General features: G+C 41.8%; 20 protein-coding genes. 11 read left to right on the top strand and 9 right to left on the bottom strand.

Annotated features, from left to right (window positions below):
- Positions 1 to 6: 6 nt before the first annotated feature.
- Complete coding sequence (locus DCK90_RS08790) at positions 7 to 390, bottom strand: TraR/DksA family transcriptional regulator (RefSeq protein WP_108245802.1); 384 nt, start codon at positions 388 to 390, stop codon at positions 7 to 9.
- 4 nt (positions 391 to 394) lie between these two features.
- A complete protein-coding gene (gene ileS / locus DCK90_RS08785; protein WP_108245801.1) occupies positions 395 to 3,796 on the bottom strand; it encodes an isoleucine--tRNA ligase in 3,402 nt (1,133 codons plus the stop codon).
- Between the two features lie 179 nt (positions 3,797 to 3,975).
- On the opposite strand from ileS, the gene DCK90_RS08780 reads away from it, so the two are divergent.
- Positions 3,976 to 4,257, top strand: a complete 282-nt coding sequence (locus DCK90_RS08780) for an ATP synthase subunit B family protein (protein ID WP_108245800.1) — start codon at positions 3,976 to 3,978, stop codon at positions 4,255 to 4,257.
- Between the two features lie 50 nt (positions 4,258 to 4,307).
- Here DCK90_RS08780 and DCK90_RS08775 read toward each other — a convergent pair whose 3' ends face one another.
- The 4 genes from DCK90_RS08775 to DCK90_RS08760 all read right to left on the bottom strand — a co-directional run bounded on the left by DCK90_RS08775 (position 4,308) and on the right by DCK90_RS08760 (position 10,174).
- Positions 4,308 to 6,728, bottom strand: a complete 2,421-nt coding sequence (locus tag DCK90_RS08775) for a TonB-dependent receptor (RefSeq protein ID WP_108245799.1) — start codon at positions 6,726 to 6,728, stop codon at positions 4,308 to 4,310.
- 1 nt (position 6,729) lies between these two features.
- Positions 6,730 to 7,449: a DNA repair protein RecO gene (recO, locus tag DCK90_RS08770; RefSeq protein WP_108245798.1), complete on the bottom strand. Its 720-nt coding sequence runs from the start codon at positions 7,447 to 7,449 to the stop codon at positions 6,730 to 6,732.
- Positions 7,450 to 7,539: 90 nt separating this feature from the next.
- Positions 7,540 to 8,880 carry an NADP-specific glutamate dehydrogenase gene (gene gdhA / locus DCK90_RS08765; RefSeq protein ID WP_108245949.1) on the bottom strand — a complete coding sequence of 447 codons (1,341 nt, stop codon included), beginning with the start codon at positions 8,878 to 8,880 and terminating at the stop codon, positions 7,540 to 7,542.
- 139 nt (positions 8,881 to 9,019) lie between these two features.
- Positions 9,020 to 10,174: a cystathionine gamma-synthase gene (locus DCK90_RS08760; RefSeq protein ID WP_108245797.1), complete on the bottom strand. Its 1,155-nt coding sequence runs from the start codon at positions 10,172 to 10,174 to the stop codon at positions 9,020 to 9,022.
- 74 nt (positions 10,175 to 10,248) lie between these two features.
- On the opposite strand from DCK90_RS08760, the gene DCK90_RS08755 reads away from it, so the two are divergent.
- A complete protein-coding gene (locus DCK90_RS08755) occupies positions 10,249 to 10,989 on the top strand; it encodes a DUF3298 and DUF4163 domain-containing protein (RefSeq protein ID WP_108245796.1) in 741 nt (246 codons plus the stop codon).
- Between the two features lie 7 nt (positions 10,990 to 10,996).
- Here the strand turns inward: DCK90_RS08755 and DCK90_RS08750 are convergent, their stop codons facing one another.
- Both DCK90_RS08750 and DCK90_RS08745 read right to left on the bottom strand, forming a co-directional pair.
- On the bottom strand, positions 10,997 to 11,548 hold the full coding sequence (locus DCK90_RS08750; RefSeq protein ID WP_108245795.1) for a conjugal transfer protein TraO: 552 nt from the start codon (positions 11,546 to 11,548) through the stop codon (positions 10,997 to 10,999).
- Between the two features lie 105 nt (positions 11,549 to 11,653).
- Complete coding sequence (locus DCK90_RS08745; protein WP_108245794.1) at positions 11,654 to 12,118, bottom strand: DinB family protein; 465 nt, start codon at positions 12,116 to 12,118, stop codon at positions 11,654 to 11,656.
- Between the two features lie 179 nt (positions 12,119 to 12,297).
- Here DCK90_RS08745 and DCK90_RS08740 point away from each other — a divergent pair, with 179 nt between their 5' ends.
- The 3 genes from DCK90_RS08740 to DCK90_RS08725 all read left to right on the top strand — a co-directional run bounded on the left by DCK90_RS08740 (position 12,298) and on the right by DCK90_RS08725 (position 14,731).
- On the top strand, positions 12,298 to 12,648 hold the full coding sequence (locus tag DCK90_RS08740) for an arsenate reductase family protein (protein WP_108245793.1): 351 nt from the start codon (positions 12,298 to 12,300) through the stop codon (positions 12,646 to 12,648).
- The gene (locus tag DCK90_RS08735; protein WP_108245792.1) at positions 12,648 to 13,538 is read left to right on the top strand and encodes a DMT family transporter; all 891 of its coding nucleotides are present in this window, start codon (positions 12,648 to 12,650) and stop codon (positions 13,536 to 13,538) included. The genes DCK90_RS08740 and DCK90_RS08735 overlap by 1 nt, the downstream gene beginning before the upstream one ends.
- A gap of 515 nt (positions 13,539 to 14,053) precedes the next feature.
- Positions 14,054 to 14,731 (top strand): SMI1/KNR4 family protein, encoded by a 678-nt coding sequence (locus DCK90_RS08725; protein ID WP_159075797.1) that lies wholly within the window; start codon positions 14,054 to 14,056, stop codon positions 14,729 to 14,731.
- A gap of 9 nt (positions 14,732 to 14,740) precedes the next feature.
- Here the strand turns inward: DCK90_RS08725 and DCK90_RS08720 are convergent, their stop codons facing one another.
- Entirely contained in the window at positions 14,741 to 15,223 is a 483-nt protein-coding gene (locus DCK90_RS08720) for an acyl-CoA thioesterase (protein ID WP_108245789.1), read from the bottom strand.
- Positions 15,224 to 15,341: 118 nt separating this feature from the next.
- On the opposite strand from DCK90_RS08720, the gene DCK90_RS08715 reads away from it, so the two are divergent.
- The 6 genes from DCK90_RS08715 (at position 15,342) to DCK90_RS08690 (ending at position 19,996) form a co-directional block, all read left to right on the top strand.
- The gene (locus DCK90_RS08715; RefSeq protein ID WP_108245788.1) at positions 15,342 to 16,319 is read left to right on the top strand and encodes an NAD(P)H-dependent flavin oxidoreductase; all 978 of its coding nucleotides are present in this window, start codon (positions 15,342 to 15,344) and stop codon (positions 16,317 to 16,319) included.
- A gap of 4 nt (positions 16,320 to 16,323) precedes the next feature.
- Positions 16,324 to 17,283: a YheT family hydrolase gene (locus DCK90_RS08710; RefSeq protein ID WP_108245787.1), complete on the top strand. Its 960-nt coding sequence runs from the start codon at positions 16,324 to 16,326 to the stop codon at positions 17,281 to 17,283.
- A 117-nt stretch (positions 17,284 to 17,400) separates the two neighbouring features.
- Positions 17,401 to 17,880, top strand: coding sequence for a c-type cytochrome (locus tag DCK90_RS08705; protein ID WP_108245786.1), 480 nt, complete (start codon positions 17,401 to 17,403; stop codon positions 17,878 to 17,880).
- A gap of 83 nt (positions 17,881 to 17,963) precedes the next feature.
- The gene (locus DCK90_RS08700; RefSeq protein WP_108245785.1) at positions 17,964 to 18,671 is read left to right on the top strand and encodes a membrane or secreted protein; all 708 of its coding nucleotides are present in this window, start codon (positions 17,964 to 17,966) and stop codon (positions 18,669 to 18,671) included.
- A 93-nt stretch (positions 18,672 to 18,764) separates the two neighbouring features.
- Positions 18,765 to 19,181 (top strand): META domain-containing protein, encoded by a 417-nt coding sequence (locus DCK90_RS08695; protein ID WP_108245784.1) that lies wholly within the window; start codon positions 18,765 to 18,767, stop codon positions 19,179 to 19,181.
- Positions 19,181 to 19,996 (top strand): META domain-containing protein, encoded by an 816-nt coding sequence (locus DCK90_RS08690; RefSeq protein ID WP_108245783.1) that lies wholly within the window; start codon positions 19,181 to 19,183, stop codon positions 19,994 to 19,996. The genes DCK90_RS08695 and DCK90_RS08690 overlap by 1 nt, the downstream gene beginning before the upstream one ends.
- Position 19,997 lies beyond the last annotated feature (1 nt).

Genomic DNA, 19,997 nt, shown 5'->3' with positions numbered 1-19,997 from the left:
TTTTAATTATTTCTGCATATTCTTCGCCTCTATGCTCAACGTAGCGTGGGGCACGAGCTTTAAACGCTCCTTATTGATAAGCTTTCCTGTAACCCTGCAGATACCGTAGGTCTTGTTTTCAATTCGCAACAAAGCATTTTTAAGATCGCGAATGAATTTCTCCTGGCGAATGGCCAACTGGGTATTCGCCTCTTTGCTCATGGTCTCGGAACCTTCCTCGAACGCCTTGAACGTTGGAGAAGTATCGTCCGTACCATTGTTGCCATCATTCATATAAGAGCTCTTTAAAAGCTCCAAATGGTTTTTGGCCTTTTCCATTTTCTCCTCGATCAATGTTCTGAATTCCGCAAGGTCCTTGTCGGAGTATCTTACTTTTGAATCTTCTGCCATTTTCTTAATGTTTTTGAATAAACAATTTTGTGTTCACCTCATCAAAGGCTATTTCCGTTCCCTCTTCAAGCTCTTCCTCAAAGTTGAGCTCAGCGGTCAACGTTTCCGTTTTGATATAGTCCTCATTACTGGAAACCGCATTTTCCACTAGGCCATCCTTCAATATTTTTATGTCGATTTTATCAGTTACCTCAAAACCTGATTCTTTCCTTAGATTCTGGATTCGATTTACCAATTCCCGGGCAATACCTTCCCTTTTCAAGTTTTCATCTATGGTAACATCCAGTGCCACGGTCAACGAACCTGAACTGGCTACCAACCAACCCTCTATATCCTGGGAACTTATTTCTACATCGGTTAACTGTAAATTAACGGTTTTATTTTCCAATTGTAGCAATAATTCTCCCTCTCGTTCAATTTTTTGGATATCCTCTTGACTCAAGCTGGATACTTTGCCGGCAATTGCCTTCATATCCTTACCAAATTTCGGGCCCAACACCTTAAAATTCGGTTTTATTTGCTTTACAAGCACTCCCGAAGCATCATCCAACATTTCAATCTCCTTCACGTTGACTTCAGATTTTACCAAATTGGATACGGATGCAATATCCTTTCTTTGCTCATCGTCCAATACCGGAATCATGATTTTTTGTAAAGGCTGGCGTACTTTTATCTTTTCCTTTTGACGGATGGACAACACCAAAGAGGAAATTTTCTGTGCCAATTGCATTTTGCGCTCCAAATCCTTGTTCACCATATTGGCATCATAAGCCGGGAACTCGGCCAAGTGCACACTTTCAAAACCTTCTTTTTTGGAGGAAGCATCCAAATCCCTGTACAATTGATCCATAAAGAACGGCGCGATCGGTGCCGATAATTTGGCAACCGTGGTCAAACACGTGTAAAGCGTTTGGTAAGCGGAGATTTTGTCCTTTTCATAGTCACCTTTCCAAAAACGTCTTCTACACAACCTCACATACCAGTTGCTCAAGTTTTCCTGAACATACTCCGATATCATTCGGGCCGCACGAGTTGCCTCATAATCACCGTAAGCTTCATCCACATTCTTGATCAATGTGTGCAACTCGGACAATATCCATTGGTCTATTTCCGGTCTTTCTTCCAAAGGAATATCTGCTTCGGAATAATCGAACTCATCAATATTGGCATAAAGCGCCATAAATGAATAGGTATTGTACAGCGTTCCGAAGAACTTACGTTTTACCTCAACAACCCCTTCTATATCAAACTTTAAGTTGTCCCAAGGATTGGCATTGGATATCATATACCAACGGGTGGCATCGGGGCCATGCTCTGGCAATACCTCAAAAGGATTTACTGCGTTACCCAATCGTTTGGACATTTTCTTTCCTTCCTTGTCCAGAACAAGTCCATTAGAAACCACATTTTTATAGGCTATGCTATCAAAAACCATGGTTCCGATGGCATGCAGGGTATAGAACCATCCTCTGGTCTGGTCTACCCCTTCGGCGATGAAATTGGCAGGAAATGCCGTGCCCTCATCAATCAAATCCTTATTTTCGAATGGATAGTGCCATTGGGCATAGGGCATGGAGCCACTATCGAACCAAACATCGATTAAGTCGGCCTCACGCTTCATGGGCTGTCCCGATGGGGACACCAAAGTGATACCGTCCACAATATTTTTATGTAGGTCGACCTTATCGTAGTTCCCCTCGCTCATATCGCCCACAACAAAATCCTCAAAAACATCCTTGTCCATAACCCCGGCTTCAACAGCTTTGGCCATTTCAGATTTCAATTCTTCAACAGAACCAATGATCAACTCTTCCTTTCCATCATCGGTTCGCCAAATTGGTAATGGAATACCCCAATATCTGGAACGTGATAAGTTCCAATCGTTGGCGTTTGCCAACCAATTTCCAAAACGTCCTTCACCTGTAGATTTTGGTTTCCAGTTAATGGTCTGGTTCAGCTCGAACATACGGTCCTTTACATCAGTGACCTTTATAAACCAAGAATTCAATGGGTAGTACAAAATAGGTTTATCCGTACGCCAGCAGTTGGGATAGCTGTGCACATATTTCTCGACCTTAAAGGCCTTGTTCTCTTCTTTTAGTTTGATGGCAATCTCCACGTCGATGGACTTTTCCGGAGCTTCGCCATCATCGTAATACTCGTTCTTTACATACTTGCCGCCAAATTCCTTGAGCTCCGGTCTAAACTTCCCTTGAAGGTCCACCAATGGAACGGGGTTGTCGTTCTCGTCCAAAACCAACATGGGCGGAATCTCGGGAGTGGCCTGTTTTGCCACCAAAGCATCGTCCGCACCAAAAGTAGGGGCGGTATGCACGATTCCGGTACCATCTTCGGTGGTCACAAAATCTCCGGAAATGATACGGAAGGCATTTTCCGGGTTTTGATATGGCTGTACATAATCAATCAACTGTTCGTACTGAATGCCGACCAAATCTTTCCCTACAAAAGATTCTCCCACCAAATAAGGAATTTTTTTGTCTCCTTGCTGGAATGCATTCAACTCCTCTTCTGTTTCTACCTTGGTATATTTTCCTGAGAAATTATAGTTCACCAAGTTCTTGGCCAACACTACATTGATAGGTTCAAACGTATATTGGTTAAATGTTTTTACAAGCACATATTCAATCTTCGGGCCTACGGTCAATGCCGTGTTTGATGGAAGCGTCCAAGGTGTGGTCGTCCATGCCAAAAAGTGAATATCACCGTCAATATTTTTCAAGAAACCTGGTAGTGAATCCATTTTGGCCTTGAACTGTGCCGTTACCGTAGTGTCCGTTACATCTTGATATGTTCCCGGCTGATTAAGCTCGTGCGAACTTAAACCTGTACCCGCCTTTGGCGAATAGGGCTGAATGGTATAGCCTTTATAGATCAGTCCTTTGTCATAGATCTGCTTTAACAACCACCAAACAGATTCCATATACTTGGACTTGTAGGTGATGTACGGATCTTCCATATCCACCCAATAACCGATTTTCTCAGTCATCTCGTTCCAAACATCCGTATAGCGCATTACCGCTTTTTTACAGGCGGCATTGTAATCCTCTACCGATATTTTTTTGCCGATATCTTCTTTGGTGATGCCCAATTCTTTTTCCACACCGATCTCAACGGGCAGGCCATGGGTATCCCAACCGGCCTTTCGCTTTACTTGGAAACCTTTCATTGTCTTGTACCTTGGAAATATATCCTTTATGGTACGCGCCATTACGTGGTGAATTCCGGGCATTCCGTTTGCAGAGGGAGGACCTTCATAGAACACATAGCTCTCCTTGCCTTCCCTTGTGGAAACGCTCTTTTCAAAAATCTTTTTATCCTTCCAAAAGTCTAGAATCTCTTCTGATACCTTTGGCAAATCCAATCCCTTATATTCCGCAAACTTCATATACTGCTTCTTCTACTAGAATTCAAGTTTGCAAAATTATAAATTTAGATGGAATTAAGCCCTGCCTTTTGGGATTAGAATTCACATAAATCCCTTAACCTAAATATGATAACCACCTCATCACTTATTTACGTTAATTTGTTTAAATTTCTTTTAATTAACACATAACCATCAAAATCATGAAAAAAGCACTATTTGCCGCCATGGCATTGACTTTATCCTTATCCGTGCTCACCTCTTGCAAAGACTCCGAGGATAAGGCAAAACAGGCATCCGAGAATGCAGCCAAAGCGCTCGAAGAAGCTGGAGAGGGCCTCAAAGAAGCCACGGAAGATGCTGCCAATGCGATAGAAAAGGCGAGCAAAGATGTAAAAGAAGAGGGCCAAAAGGCATTGGATAGCATTAAAAAGGCAGGAGAGGAAATGAAGGATGCTGCAAAAAAAGCCATCGATAGTATGTAGACAAGCGCGAAAAAAAAGAAAAAGGCTCGGAAAATCCGAGCCTTTATTTTTTAAAAAACATAACCCAATCCCAAAATAAGATTCGTGCCCGGGGCGGCGATTCCCGAGGAATACATTCGATACCTTTGATTGGTCATGTTCTCCAGACTAACGGAAGCCTTTAATGCTGTGGTTATTTGATATTGCGATCTAAAGTTGAGCGTATACCAAGATGGTGAAAAAGGGTCGCCATTGGCATCGCTTGCATACATGTAGGTCTTACTTTGTTCTGAAAGAGCCAAATCATCATTGCTCACCTCCCCATTATAATTGACAAAAATATCTGCTTTCAACTTTTGGTCTTGCCATATAAGATGGACATCACCAAAGGTAGGTGCAGCGTGTCTTGATGGGCTATCGGTTCCATCGTCATCTTCTTCCACACCTTCCGTCAACGTTAGATTTGAATTTAGCGACAGATGCTCATTAAAATAGGCCTCCATACCAAATTCAAATCCATAAACATAAGCCCTGGCCGCGTTTTGGATGGCCTGAACATTACTTGGTTCGCCATTGTATTCAATTTCGGTCTGGCCTCCAAAAGAAAAATCCCTTCGGACCAGCGCATCTACAAGATATGTATAGTAGGCCGCTCCTTTGAGAACTAAAATATCATTAAAGTTTTTTCTGAGACCCAGTTCGCCGTTGTAAGCATACTCCGGTTCTAAATCTGGATTTGGAACCACGACCGAACCGGGTTCGGAATCGAATATTTTACCGATATCATCAATGTTCGGGGCCCTAAACCCTGTTGAACCGTTCAATGTTACTTGAAGATCGGACCTAGGAAACCAACTTAGCCCCAAACTACCGGTAAGTGCTCCCGTTACAATATCCGCTTCATCAAAAGGAAATGGGTAATAGGTGGTATCAAAGGTCGCATCCACCCAAACTTGACTGTAACGAATTCCTGATAAGAGTGAAAGATTAGGCTTTAATTGGTACTCCCCATTGATGTATCCTGCCAAGGTTTGCCATGTGGACCCATCAGGATACCTTGATGCGGTCTCCTCAACTTCATCGGTTTCTGTATTGCGCATACTGCCCATGGAATGGACTTTGTTAAAAACGTACTCGGCTCCATAATATAGGTTGAGCGCCCCGATTTTCTTGTTTTCAAAATCCAAGTTTACGGATAAGGCATCAACTTTTTCGCGGGTGGAATATAGTTCGGCATCCTGAAACCCACGATCATGCCGGCTTTCCTCAAAAAATTGATAGGCGGTGGTCAATTTTACCCCATCATAAAATTTATTCTTTCCTTTTTGGGTGATTTGAAAGTTCCCCATAAACCATTTCTGTGGGCCATAATACCATTCTGCGGAACGAAGTCCGTCCCCATCCCTGTTCGGCCGAATCAATCTATCATATCTTGAATAATCAGAAGTTTCCGAATAATACAGCCCCAAATCGTAGTTCCATGTGCTATTGGGTTTGTAGGTAAACTTTTGGAGAAAGTTGACCTGATCATATCCTGAGGTGACCTGTTTTTTAGGGTCGTTGTTATCTACCAGTACATCGATACCATTCTCACTGATTACATAATTGGGTCGCAAATAGGAATCCGGACCATGCTCCCCCATTTTCAAATCATCAAAATTGTTATAGGTAAAACTGGTGTACGATGCCCATTTTTGCTTGCCAAAATTAAAATCCACATGGGCAGTGTTCTCATTGTTGGCCGAGGAATATCGGTAATTGACATTTCCTGAAAATGCCAAACTATCCGCGTAGGAAAAACGCGGTTGCTGGGTATAAAAGTTCATGACACCACCTATAGCATCGCTACCATAGATTACGGAACCCGGACCGAAGGTTACCTCAGTTTTTTTAATGGTAAACGGGTCAACGGATATTACATTCTGAAGGTTTCCGCCCCTGAAAATGGCGTTGTTCATACGTACGCCATCCACGGACAATAAAATTCTATTGGTGGCAAATCCCCTGATCATGGGGCTACCTCCACCCAATTGACTTTTTTGCACAAAAATCTTTCCACTATTCTGCAATAGGTCTGCCGATGTTTGTGGTGCAGTGAAGGCAATATTACGGGCATCAAAGGTCTCTATCTTTTGAGGAATGTGCTTTTTTTGCTGTTCCCATTTAGAAACGGACATGACCACTTCCTGAAGTTCCTCGGTCTTTAAAAAAAGATAGACCCGGTTGCCCCTTCTATCAATTTGGCTTTTTGTGGTGGAATAAGGTTCGTAGCTGATGTGCTTGAACGTTATTTTTTCATTGGGGCCGAAAATATCCAAATCCCCCTTACCATTGGCATCGGTGACAGTGGTTTTGGTCTGGTCCTTGTTAAAAATGGCGATATTGTCCACCGGTATTCCCGAATCGGCATCCAGTACGGTTACTTCTTGAGCATACAAGTGTAAGGTTAATAAGAAAAGAATTAGGGTTAAGGTTGGTTTTAGGTTTTGCATTTTACGTAAAAACTGCATTTAAAACGGCGAGTGACTTTGGTTCACGAAATCCGTGCACATGAAGACCATAATACTGGATCATTATTTTTAAGAGTTCTCGCCTGTTAGACTTAGTTAGTTGGATCGTTTGTAATGCCACAAAATCCGTGCCTAAAAATTTCTTAAAACTTTTCAGGTTCTCACTCTGAATCAATGGATTAAGCGATGGTGTTTTGCTAAAGCTCCCTTCCAACAAATCAAAAAAAGGCGAGTTTTGATATGAAGTATCAGGATAGAACCCCAAATACTTGGTCAAATTCAATAAAAACAGAATATGAAAATTGGATGATAGCGGATGCAAATCCATCCATTGAAACGCATATTCCAAATAGTTAAAAAGACTCTCGTCCTGCTCTTGTTCCTGTATACTGTTGCCCAACATTTCGGCCAAAAAAAGAACTACACTATTTTTGACCACATCGGTATGCATTGTTTGATAAGGCACTGCTACCTTAACATCTCGCATACTTTCCAGAGTTCCTTTGTTCTTATGGGTCGCCACTATTTCCAGTTGCATCAAAGGAAGAAAATAGGCCGGGCGGATTTTCGCCTTTTTGGAAGCAAGTACGCCTTTGAGCAAATAGGATTTTACGCCATCTGATTGTGTGAAAGCTCTAACTATAAGACTGGTATCCCCATATTTTAGGGAGGAAAGAACTATGGCCTTTGTTGTGACTTGCATGTGCGAATAAAAAAAGCAGTTACCAGAAGTGTAAATGTAACCACTCCTTCCGGTAACTGCCAACCAAAAACCATTCTAGATGGCTTTATTTTATATCACTCCTTGGGCCAACATGGCATCTGCAACCTTAACAAAGCCAGCAATATTGGCTCCTTTTACATAATTGCAATATCCGTCTTCGTCCCCGTACTGCATACAAGCATCATGGATATCGGACATGATTCCTTTGAGTCGTTTATCAACTTCTTCCCTGGTCCAGCTGATTCGCAATGAGTTCTGCGACATTTCCAATCCTGAAGTGGCAACACCTCCTGCATTGGATGCTTTACCTGGAGCAAACAGAATCTTGGCGTCGTGGAATGCATGTATCGCTTCTGGTGTTGATGGCATGTTAGCGCCTTCAGCTACCGCAATACAACCATTTTTAATCAACGCTTTTGCATCCTCTCCGTTCAATTCGTTTTGAGTGGCGCAAGGCAATGCAATATCACACTCAACTTTCCATGGAGTCTCTCCCGAGTGGTATTCGGCAGAGGCATATTTATCTGCATATTCAGAAATTCTTCCACGTTTGTTGTTCTTTAAGTCCATTACAAACGCTAGTTTTTCCTCATCAATACCCTCTTTGTCGTAGATGTATCCTGCAGAATCAGATAGTGTCAATACCTTACCTCCAAGATGAAGCACCTTTTCAGCTGCGTATTGGGCCACGTTACCGGAACCTGAAATCACAACTTTTTTACCTTCAAAAGTTTCGTTTTTGGTCTTTAACATGCTGTCGGCAAAGTAAACCGTACCATAACCGGTAGCTTCGGGGCGAATCAAAGATCCTCCCCAAGAAAGTCCTTTTCCTGTCAATACCCCGGTAAACTCGTTACGGATTTTCTTATACATACCGAACAAGAAACCGATTTCACGGGCACCTACACCGATGTCTCCAGCCGGAATATCGGTGTTTGGTCCAATGTGTCGGCACAGTTCTGTCATAAAGGCATGGCAAAAACGCATGATCTCATCGTCGGATTTCCCTTTTGGGTTAAAATCTGAACCACCTTTTCCGCCACCCATGGGCAGGGTAGTTAAGCTGTTCTTGAATACTTGCTCGAATGCCAAGAATTTAAGAACGCTGGCATTTACTGTTGGGTGAAAACGAAGTCCACCTTTGTAAGGGCCAATGGCCGAGTTCATTTGAATACGATATCCACGGTTAACGTGAATTTCCCCATCATCATCTACCCATGCCACACGGAACGATATCAATCGCTCTGGCTCTACCATTCTTAATAGAATGTTCTTCCCGTGATAAATGTCGTGCTGAACAATATAAGGTATAACCGTTTCGGCAACCTCTTGTACTGCTTGGATGAATTCGGGCTCGTGACCATTCCTGGAAATCACCTCATCCATAAACCCTTTTATCTTATCTTCTATTCTTTCTTCCATATACGGATAAAATTATTTGTCTTTCCGCTTACAAAAAGCGATTTTTTATTGAATTGTTATTATGAGGGCAAAATTATATTATTTCAATAATTTGAATATTTATTTTTTATAAATTTTTCAAAATATTTTAGTTAAGGGCCTGTTCCAAATCGTTTATTAAATCTTCCACATCTTCTATCCCTATGCTCAACCTGATCAATGCATCTACCACCCCATTTTTCTCTCGTTCTTCTTTAGGGATACTTCCATGCGACATACTTGCTGGATGTCCCACCAAACTCTCGACACCTCCTAACGATTCCGCAAGGGTAAATAGTTGAAGGTTCTCTACAATTTTAATGGCATTCTCATAACCTCCGCCTTTGGGCACAAAGGAAATCATTCCGCCAAAACCTTCCATTTGCTTTTTGGCAACTTTATGATTTGGATGGTGCTCGAAGCCGGGCCAGTATACCTTATCCATATTAGGGTGGCCCTCCAAATATTTGGCCACTTGCTCCGCATTTTCACAATGGCGCTGCATACGCACGTGGAGCGTTTTTATCCCACGAAGGGTCAAAAAACTATCCATGGGCCCACAGATGCCTCCGCTCGATTTTTGAATAAAGTACAATTGGTCCGCTAGTTTTTCATCCTTTACAGTTAAGGCTCCAACAACCACATCGCTATGACCCGCCAAATATTTGGTCGCGGAATGCATAACAATATCGGCACCTAAATCCAAAGGACGTTGCAGGTAAGGGGTAGCAAAGGTATTATCCACCGTCAACAATAAACCGTACTGTTTGGAAACCTTGGAAACGGCTTCAATATCAATAATATTCATCATGGGGTTAGTAGGCGTCTCCACCCAAATCAGTTTGGTGCTATCGGTAATATGGGAGGCAAGTTCTTCCATATCCACCATGTCTGAAAAACTGAACTTGATTCCAAATTTCTCATATACGCCCTTAAAAAGTCGGTAACTGCCCCCATACAGGTCGCTGGTACAGATGACCTCATCACCGGGAGCCAATAACTTCAAAACTGCATCTATTGCCGCCATTCCACTGCCGAAGGCCATACCAAATTTGCCGTTCTCCAAACTTGCCACTGCATTTTCCAAGGCGGTCCGCGTAGGATTAGCACCTCTAGAATATTCATACCCTTTATGTCCACCTGGAGTGAGCTGTGCATAGGTGGAGGTTTGATAAATAGGCGGCATAACCGCTCCATAGGCCGCATCGGGCTGCTGTCCTCCGTGAATTGCTTTGCTATTGAATTTTAACTCTTTTTTGCCCATGTTGAAACTATCTTCATACAAATGTATCGTTATCTTTCCGAAGTATTATTTTTGATGACCCAAAACCTCAAATCATGAAAAAATATATAGCCACTATACTTTTCCTAGGCGCCTTGATGAGTTGCCAAACGGAGAGCAAGCTCACTTTTGAACCTACGCAACTGCTGGGCGAAACCTGTGCGGATTGTCCAAAAATAGCCATCAACATTCCCAATGCTTTGGACGACTCCCCTGTTTCTGAAGCCATAAATCGTTCGTTGAGGGAGGAAATCATCAGTATTATGTCCTTTTCCGAAGACAGGACGATTGACACGATGGACAAGGCACTACAATCTTTTACGGATAGCTATAAGGAATTAAAGACCAAATTCCCCGATGAGATACAGTGGGAAGCTACCATTGATGGTGAAGTTGTATATGAAGATGAAAATATCGTAACACTGATGTTAAACTCGTACTCCTTTACCGGCGGTGCCCATGGATACGCCTCCACATCTTACTTAAATTTTGATAAACCCACTGGCAAAGAGTTAGAAAATGCAGAACTTTTTGCCGACTACGAGGGCTTTGAAGATTTTGCAGAAGAGAAGTTCCGCAAGCAGGAGGAGATCCCAGCAGGTAAAAATATCAATGCCACGGGGTTTATGTTCGAAGGGGACTCCTTTCATCTATCCAACAATGTGGGGTACACCACGGAAGGACTTCAACTCATTTATAATCAATACGAAGTCGCCTCCTATGCCGATGGCCCTATTGTTCTGGTATTGCCGTACAATGAAGTCAATCCGTTCTTAGAACGAAAGGTCAAGCTTTAAAATCTTTCTACTTAAAATAATAGCGCAGCCCGGCTCCTAAAAGTAGCGTGGAATCATTTAGGTCGCTATTAAAATGATAGTATCCGTTAATGGGAACTATCAAAGAAAAGGCATCGGAAACAAAAAAATCCATCTCAAAAGATGCATAGGCGCCATATATAAAACTGCTCTCAGCTTCTATGGCATCAAAGTCAAAATCAGTTTCGCCATTATTTATGTATTTATAACCGACCGATGGCCCGCCACCAAAATAAAAGAAAATGCCACGTTTTTTTGAAGTCAAGATAGTGGTAAAATATCCGAGGTTCAACCAGTAATCATCATACGGGAATTCCACACCAGAGTTTGGTTTTTCCTTGGAAAAAGTAGCCACTAGGGATACTTGTAGATAATCTATGGCACTATGGTAATGGTTTGCATTGAGCTGAATACCGTAGCCATCCGTTTTGTAGGTCGGCACCGCTCCGATGGATAAATAACTCCTTTGGGAAAAACTTTGTTGTACAGGAAAAATCGTGGCAGCCAGTAGCAGCCAAAAGCATAAATGGTAGTGTTTCATTGTGATTAAGATTTGGGTTCTTAATATAATTTGCCACCAAATATAACTGATTTCCTTTGTGTTAGAGTTACCCAGTCAATTTTTAGAAAAACACTAAAAGAAAAACTAGTTCCTGGCCAATGCCTTTTTTAAAGCAAGGATGGCCCCGAGATGAAGCCCCTCATGAAAAACATTAAAGGAAAGCGCATCTTCTGGACTACTCAAACCGATTTTGGGAGTGGTCATGTATTCTTGAAAATTCTTAAACTTACCATGCTCATAATCCAATTGGATATGCTTTATGGTACTAAATAAATAAGCGCTTATTTTCTCTTTCTCTTCATCGGAGGGTTCACCTTCTGGGAAAGTCCCTTTTCTGTACTTATTGACCAATTCTTCCTCAATGGTAAAGTCCAGACCGCTCAATTTATACATCAGCAATTGGGGAGTAACCACCACGTGGGCGATGTTCCACCAAATATTATTGTTGAATCCCTCCGGGACCTTGAACAAATCTTCTTTGGGGGTGTTCTGTAGAAAATCATGCAATATTTTTCTGTTCTTCAATATAATATCAAATGTTTTTTCCATAATCCTATTCAATTTAATTGGCTATCCTATCGCATTGCAAAATTAGCCCTAAAATCTTGAATGAATTTCCTTGTCCCATGCCTAAAAACAAACAACACCTTCAAAAGCTGTTGAATTTACATCTTCGTAATGGCTTTTGATGGATTTTTAACGTCCTTTGTAAATCCAACACTACAACAATGAAAAAGATATACCATCTGGGCAGTTGCTCTACCTGTAAACGTATTTTGAAAGAATTGGAACCTTTGGATGGAGTGGAGCTCCAAGAAATCAAATCCGAACCCATTACACCTGAACAATTGGAACAAATGAAAGCATTGAGCGGAAGCTACGAATCACTTTTTAGCAGAAGAGCCATGTTGTTTAGGCAAAGGGGACTGCATGAAAAAGAGCTTTCGGAAAAAGATTATAAAGAGTTGATCCTAGATCATTACACTTTCTTAAAACGACCTGTGATTATAGTGGGTGACCAGATTTTTATTGGAAACTCGAAAAAAACGGTCGAAGCCGGCAAGGAAGCTATACATTGATGAACAAAAGAACGCTGGCCATTTTTGCCGCTATTGGAGCAACCGTTATTTACGGTATAAACCATACTGTGGCCAAAGGGGTCATGCCCACTCATGTACGGCCCTTTGGGTTCATTTTTTTAAGGGTCGGCGGAGCTGCCATTCTTTTCTGGTTGATTTCTATTTTTGGTCCCAAGGAAAAAATTGAAAAACGGGACTGGGGCCGTATGCTCGCGTGTGCCTTGTTGGGCATGTCCATAAACATGCTGTCATTTTTTAAGGGACTGGAACTTTCTACCCCAATAAACAGTGCTGTACTAGTTACCATATCGCCCATTATAGTAGTGGCTCTTTCTGCGCTTTTTTTAAGCGAAAAAATCACTCTGAACAAAGGACTTGGTATTTTCTTGGGCTTTGTTGGTGCAGTTGGCTTGGTTCTTTTCGGGGCAGAAGTTCGCCAAGATGCTCCAAACATACCTTTGGGCAATTTCCTGTTCATTATTAATGCAACCGCTTACGGCTCTTACTTAATATTGGTGAAAAAATTGATTGAGAAATACCATCCCTTCTCCATCATGAAATGGCTCTTTACAGTAGCCTTTGTCATCAATCTTCCCATAACCCTTCCCCAAGTTTTAGAAGTGCAATGGTCCTCTATGCCTCTTTGGGCATATGGTTCCATAGCTTTTGTCGTAATCGGCACTACGTTTTTGACCTATCTCTTCAACATTTTTGCGCTTACCCAACTCAAGGCCTCATCGGTAGGTGCATTTATTTATATGCAGCCCTTGGTGGGGATACTTTTTGCTCTTTTTTCGGGAAAAGACCACCTTACCTTGGTCAAGGTTACAGCCATGTGCTTTGTTCTCGTTGGGGTATATTTGGCCAGCAAAAAACCGAAAAGGAAATAGGCTGCCAATTGTAATAGGGCATTCGTCAACTCAACCGGCGCATCCGTCAATTTAGGGGTTCATGTAGGATAATGACCGATTATCTTTATCCGATTATTTACCCTGAAGTACGTTATGATTTTAATCGGTATTCTTATTGGCATGTTCATTTTTGCATTGTACATGGCCCTTTACGCTATCCTTAATAAGGCATATAAAATTAATCCATTATTGCACCTTGGTGGCTTTTATATAATGGTTGAGGTTCTTGATAAAGCAATTCTTAAAGCCATCCCCGAAAGCTATAAAACCAAACAAATTGAGGCCCCTTTTCAACTTGATGGACCCATCGGATTTATTTTTCGTTTGAACCAGCCCAAAATGTCCGTTTATGATATCGCCATGACAGTTTTGATTACCTGTTTTTTCCTCTTTTTTATATATAACGTAGGGATAAAACAATACATCAAAAAGAAGAATCTTCAAGAGAAATCAAATCAAACGCGAAACAACTTTCCCCACTAAAATTGTACCCCTTGGAAACAATCGATTACACCATGTGCCACGAACAAATTGCTCGTCTCAAAAAAAAATTACAACGCGCAAAAGAAAGAGATCATCTTTACAAGGTATTCGGGGCTGGCAGTCATCGGTACGAATTAAATGCCCCTGCATCCTGTTCCATTATTGATGCCATTGAACAACATTACGAAATACAATTGCCAGAGTGCTATAAATCGTTCGTGCTTAATATTGGTAACGGCGGAAGGTCCTATCTATATTCTGGTGCAGGTCCTTTTTTTGGTATTTACCCTGTCGGAGAGAATTTGGATGACCTGATACACGGTAAGGTTGAGCAGCATTTAAAAAAAAGTTGTTCCATATACCCAAACATGTCAACAATACAATGGGATAAAATGACCGATTTACTTTATGATGATGATATTACAGATGAAGATTACGAAGAATTAAACGGTAATCTTTATGGCGGCCTATTGCCTATTGGTTCGCAAGGTTGTTCTTACATACACGCGCTAGTTTTGAACGGACCTTACAAAGGCAGAGTAGTAAACATGGATAGAGGGGAACAGATACCTCCGCGATTTTCTGAATACACTAACTTTTTGGATTGGTATGAAGGCTGGCTCGATGAAATTATCTCAGGAAAATTGATCACAATCACTCCGAGCTGGTTCGGCTACCCCAAAAATTGAAACACTCCCTTATAAAATTTCGATATCCTTTGGCACTTGAACATGCTTTCGGGTATCTTCTTTGGTCAAAATTTTAAAATCCTCCGCCTTTTCCATCGATTCAAAAGAATTCAAGAATTCATCGGGCAAACCTGTAAGTTTTCTGCTCTTTAAATCGATCCAGGCACCCATCATCTCACAACGGGCAAAGTTTTTGCCGTTATGATCATAAAAGTTGTGCCTAAACTCAAAGAACCTCCCATCCTTGCTCATACCAACAAACTCTAAAGAAACCTTTACTGGCATCCCTGGAAAAGCTTCTTTAAAATAGTACACGTGTTCATAAAAGACCACCGGTCCAATATTATGGGCGCCCATACTTTTTTGATTAAAGCCAAGCAATCCCAAATAGGCCATTCGGGTGTGGCTCATAAAATTGATATAGGCCGAATTCGCCAAGTGTCTGTTAGCGTCCGTATCGCTCCATCTGATCTCAAATTCTTTAAAAAACATAGTGGGTTGTTTTGTTATGCATGCATAATAATTGTAAAAATACCATAGTTTTGGAAACTGATTCCAAATTGAAAGAAGAATTGTTCCTATTTTTAATCATAGCTAAAACACAAGAACCATGAGCCAAAAAGCTGAATTCATCAAAAATCTATCGCTTCCTGTTATTGCTGCCCCAATGTTCCTGATTTCGGGACCAAAATTGGTGGTGGAATGTTGCAAAAATGGGATTGTGGGTACTTTCCCCGCCCTAAATCAACGGACAAGCGAAGGTTTTGAGGAATGGCTCGTCCAAATAAAATCGGAGTTGAAGGCCTTTGAAGAGGAAACCGGTAAAAAAGCGGCCCCGTTTGGTGTCAATTTAGTGGTACACCCCACCAACCCAAGGCTAGAGGCCGATGTGAAACTATGCATCAAACATCAGGTTCCATTGGTTATTACCTCCCTCGGCGCCGTAAGTCAGGTGGTAGATGCCATTCACAGTTATGGTGGTTTGGTCTTTCATGACATCATAAAAAAGCGACATGCGGAAAAAGCTGCCGAAGCCGGTGTGGACGGTCTCATTTTAGTCTCTGCCGGTGCGGGCGGACACGGGGGTACGATAAACCCAATGAGTTTGATTGCCGAAGTCAAGAAATTCTTTGACAAGACCATCATCCTTTCGGGATGTATCAGTACGGGAAGGGACATTGCTTCTGCTTTACAAATGGGAGCCGACCTTGCCTATATGGGCACCCGTTTTATCAACACGGTAGAAAGCAAGGCCACGGAAGAATATCGTGAAATGATTATAAACGCAGGTGCCAGCGATGTGGTTTACACCGCGGCCATATCGGGAGTTCATGCGAATTTTTTGGCCGCAAGTTTACAGGCGGCGGGCATTACCGAAGAAGATTTGAAGAAAGACACAAAAATAGATTTCGGGAAAGAACTCGATACCGAGGCCAAAGCATGGAAAACCATTTGGTCGGCCGGACAAGGTGTAACTACCATTGACAATATATTACCGGTATCCGAACTTGTCGATAATTTGAAAGAAGATTTCAAAATGGCGATTCAAGCTCAGGCAGAGCTCTTAAATATATATCCAAAGAAATAATCGAATGCCCCAACTTACTTCCAATTATTTGCCCCCATTTCTTTTTAGAAGTGGACATTTTGCTACCATTTATTCCGGCATTATACGTTCGGTGAATGGTGTTGTTCAAAAAAGGGAGCGTATCATTCTTTCAGATGGCGATTTTTTAGATCTCGATTGGAGCGATTCATCCGCTCCCACCCAAAAATTAGTGATCTTGCTCCATGGACTGGAAGGAGATGCCCAGCGTCCCTACATTACAGGGAGCGCCAAAATACTGAATCAAAATGGGTATGATACCTGTGCCGTGAATTATCGCAGCTGTAGCGGAGAAACCAATACAACCTATCGTTCATATCATTCCGGGGCAACGGAAGACTTAAGGGAAGTGATCGATCACATCCTGAACACTAAAAATTACTCGGAAATTTATTTGAAGGGCTTCAGTTTAGGAGGTAACCTATTGCTCAAATATTTAGGCGAGGGCAACGATGTTCCAAAGCAATTGAAGGGTGCCGTGGCTGTCTCGGTTCCTTGCAATCTTTATGATTCCTGCAAGCAATTGCTAAGTCCAAAAAATATATTGTACGCCATCAGGTTCAAAGGAAACCTATTGACCAAACTTCGTCAAAAACAGCAGCTGTTTCCTGAAAAGATCACCGATTCTGACATCAAAAAAATTAAGACCCTAAAGGATTTTGACGACATCTACACCAGCCGTGCCCATGGTTTTAAAGATGCTCTCGATTACTACCAAAAATCCAGCTCTCTTCAATTTTTACCTGCCATTCAAGTTCCAAGTTTGACCATCAATGCAAAAAACGACTCGTTCTTGGGCAAGGAATGTTTTCCATTTAAAGAAACAGAGGAAAATCCTTCACTTTATTTAGAAACCCCAACATTTGGTGGTCATGTAGGTTTTTGGGGCAAAAATAACGTCACCTACACAGAAAAAAGAGCGTTGGATTTTTTCGATTCCCTATAATTCAAACGTTTTCATAAGCGGTATTGTGATGATCTACACAAAAACACCCGGATTATTAATGGCTAATTACCTATCTTAGTGCCTTAGATTACACAAACAAACTTCAATAGAATCAGAATGAAAAAAATTGTAATGTTCTTGGCCTTAGGAGCCATGATAGTGAGTTGCGGAGGTAAAAAAGAAGAGAAAAAAGATGGTTTTGAAGTAAGCCGCACCAAAACTGAAGATACCAAAGCACAATCTAAAGAAGGTGTGCCCGTTGATTTGGACAACAAAGGTGTGGGCCCTATAACCGACCTTGAGTTCCCTGAAGAAATCAATGATGAGATGGCCGCTCGCGGCAAAGCAAAATTTGATGCCATTTGTGTGGCTTGTCACATGATAGACCAACGCATGATCGGCCCAGCTTTAAAGGGCGTTTATGATAGAAGAAGTCCAGAATGGGTGATGAACATGATTCTTAACCCTGATGGAATGCTGAAAGAAGACCCTATTGCAAAAGCCTTGTTAAAAGAATACAACAACGCCATTATGCTCAATCAAAATCTTACAGAAGACGAAGCAAGGGACGTTGCCGAGTACTTGAGAACACTGTAACAAACCAACTCTATTATATGTAAGGGCTGCTGTTTTAGAAAAACAGCAGCTTTTTTTTATTACCTTAATACAAACTTTAGGTAATGAAAAAAGTGATGTTATTAGTGTTATGTTCCTTAACTGGATCTATCCTGGCAGCCCAAGATTTGCTTGGTGCGTGGACTTATACAGAATCGTCCGATGATGGACAAAAAGTGGAACACATTCTTATTTTAACCGGTGATTTTTTTTCAGAGGCCTTTTTTGAGAAAGCCGATGGAAAATTCTTGGGAACCAAAGGCGGCAGCTATGCTGCAACAGATGAAAACATTGAATTCACTTATGAGTTTTCCACGCAACACCCCGAAACGGTGGGAGAAATGGAGTCTAAAGTCTATAAATTGGGGGATGTCAACCTTCAATTGGATGGAACTACTTGGACCCATGTTGATGATGGAACCCCTGGAGACCTTTTTGGTGCATGGTTGATATCGGGCCGAAAGCGTGATGGCGAAATCGTAAAACGCGACACCTCAGGACCACGTAAAACCATGAAGATTCTATCAGGTACCCGGTTTCAATGGATAGCATACAATACCGAAACCAAAGAGTTTATGGGAACCGGAGGAGGTACATATACCACCATTGACGGAAAATACATTGAAAACATCGGTTTCTTTTCTAGGGACGATTCTAGGGTCGGGGCCAGTTTGGAATTCAATTATGAGTTAAAAGAGGGAGATTGGCATCATTCTGGTCTAAGCAGCAAAGGAGACCCCATTTATGAAGTGTGGAGCAAACGAAAGTTATAATGGAGATTTAATCCAACCATAACCACTGTAAAATCAAACAATGGGGATTTTTTTAGTATTTTTCTGAAACATTAACCATTAATTTCTGTCAAAATGAAAACTGTCATAATCCTATTTTTTTCTGCCATTTTGCTGGCAGAATCTTGCGGTGAAGCGAAGTCTAACGCGGAAGCACTGTATGGAACTACTTGGGAACTTGAATATATTTCTGGGCCACGTATCGCTTTTGAAGGACTTTTTCCGGAGAAAAAACCACAGATTACTTTTGATAAAGAATCGGGCAAAGTATCGGGCACCGATAGTTGCAACGGTTACTCTGCTGATTACGAACTTGCAGAAAACACCATAGTTTTCGGCGACCCTGGCCCGACCACGATGATGTTCTGCGGAGGTAGCGAACGACAATTTCTTGAAATGATGAAAAAAATAGATGGTTATTCCTTTGAGGACGGCAAACTTAATCTGTTGGTTGGTGAAGTTCCGATGATGCGATTTAAAAAAGTTGAGTAATGAAAAGAGCTCTATTCCTAGCTGGTATTTTCCTCATTTTTTTGAATTGTGCCGAGAAAAAGAAACAAGATCCGACCGAAGCATCCGAAGAAATTTCGGCGGATACCGTTCAAATCGAAGAAAAACGAACCATGGAACCCTTGGCCGTGCAACCGGACGGCAGTTACTTTAAGGCCACTGGTACCGAGCCATTCTGGGGCCTAAAAATCTACGGCGATAAGGTTCAACTGCAGACCATGGAGGATACCATAACCACCCCTCCTTCGGAAGCCATCAAAGCCCAAGATGCCAATATTAAGATGTTCCGATTCAAGACCGAAGCCACCGAAATGGATGTAATCATCTCACATAAGGAATGCACCAATGCCATGTCGGGAGCAGTATCGCCCTATACCGTAACCGTTTCATACAAAAGTACTGGTGGTGGAGAAATCCGTGTTTTGGAAGGCTGCGGTTCATATATTACCGACTACAGGCTACACGATATTTGGGTATTGGAAGAAATGAAAGGGACTTCGGTCTCCAAAGATGACTTTAGTGGCCGTGATGTTCCCAATATGGAAGTCAACATCAATGACAATAGGTTCTCTGGTTTTTCAGGCTGTAATAGAATGACGGGCAGCCTGTTTTATGAAAATGACGTGCTACGCTTTACGCAGGTGGCATCAACCCGAATGGCATGTCCCGGCATGGAAAAAGAATCCGAATTCCTTATGGCCTTGCAATCGGCCACTTCCTATAAAATTGAAAATAACAGATTGTATTTGTCCAATGGCTCCAAGGAGAATTTATTGGTATTTAAAAAAATAGATTGAT

This window comes from Muricauda brasiliensis (assembly GCF_003057865.1).
Classification (GTDB): domain Bacteria; phylum Bacteroidota; class Bacteroidia; order Flavobacteriales; family Flavobacteriaceae; genus Flagellimonas; species Flagellimonas chongwuensis.
Note: the sequence above shows the minus strand (reverse complement) of the source record. Positions and strands in the feature narration are given on the sequence as shown.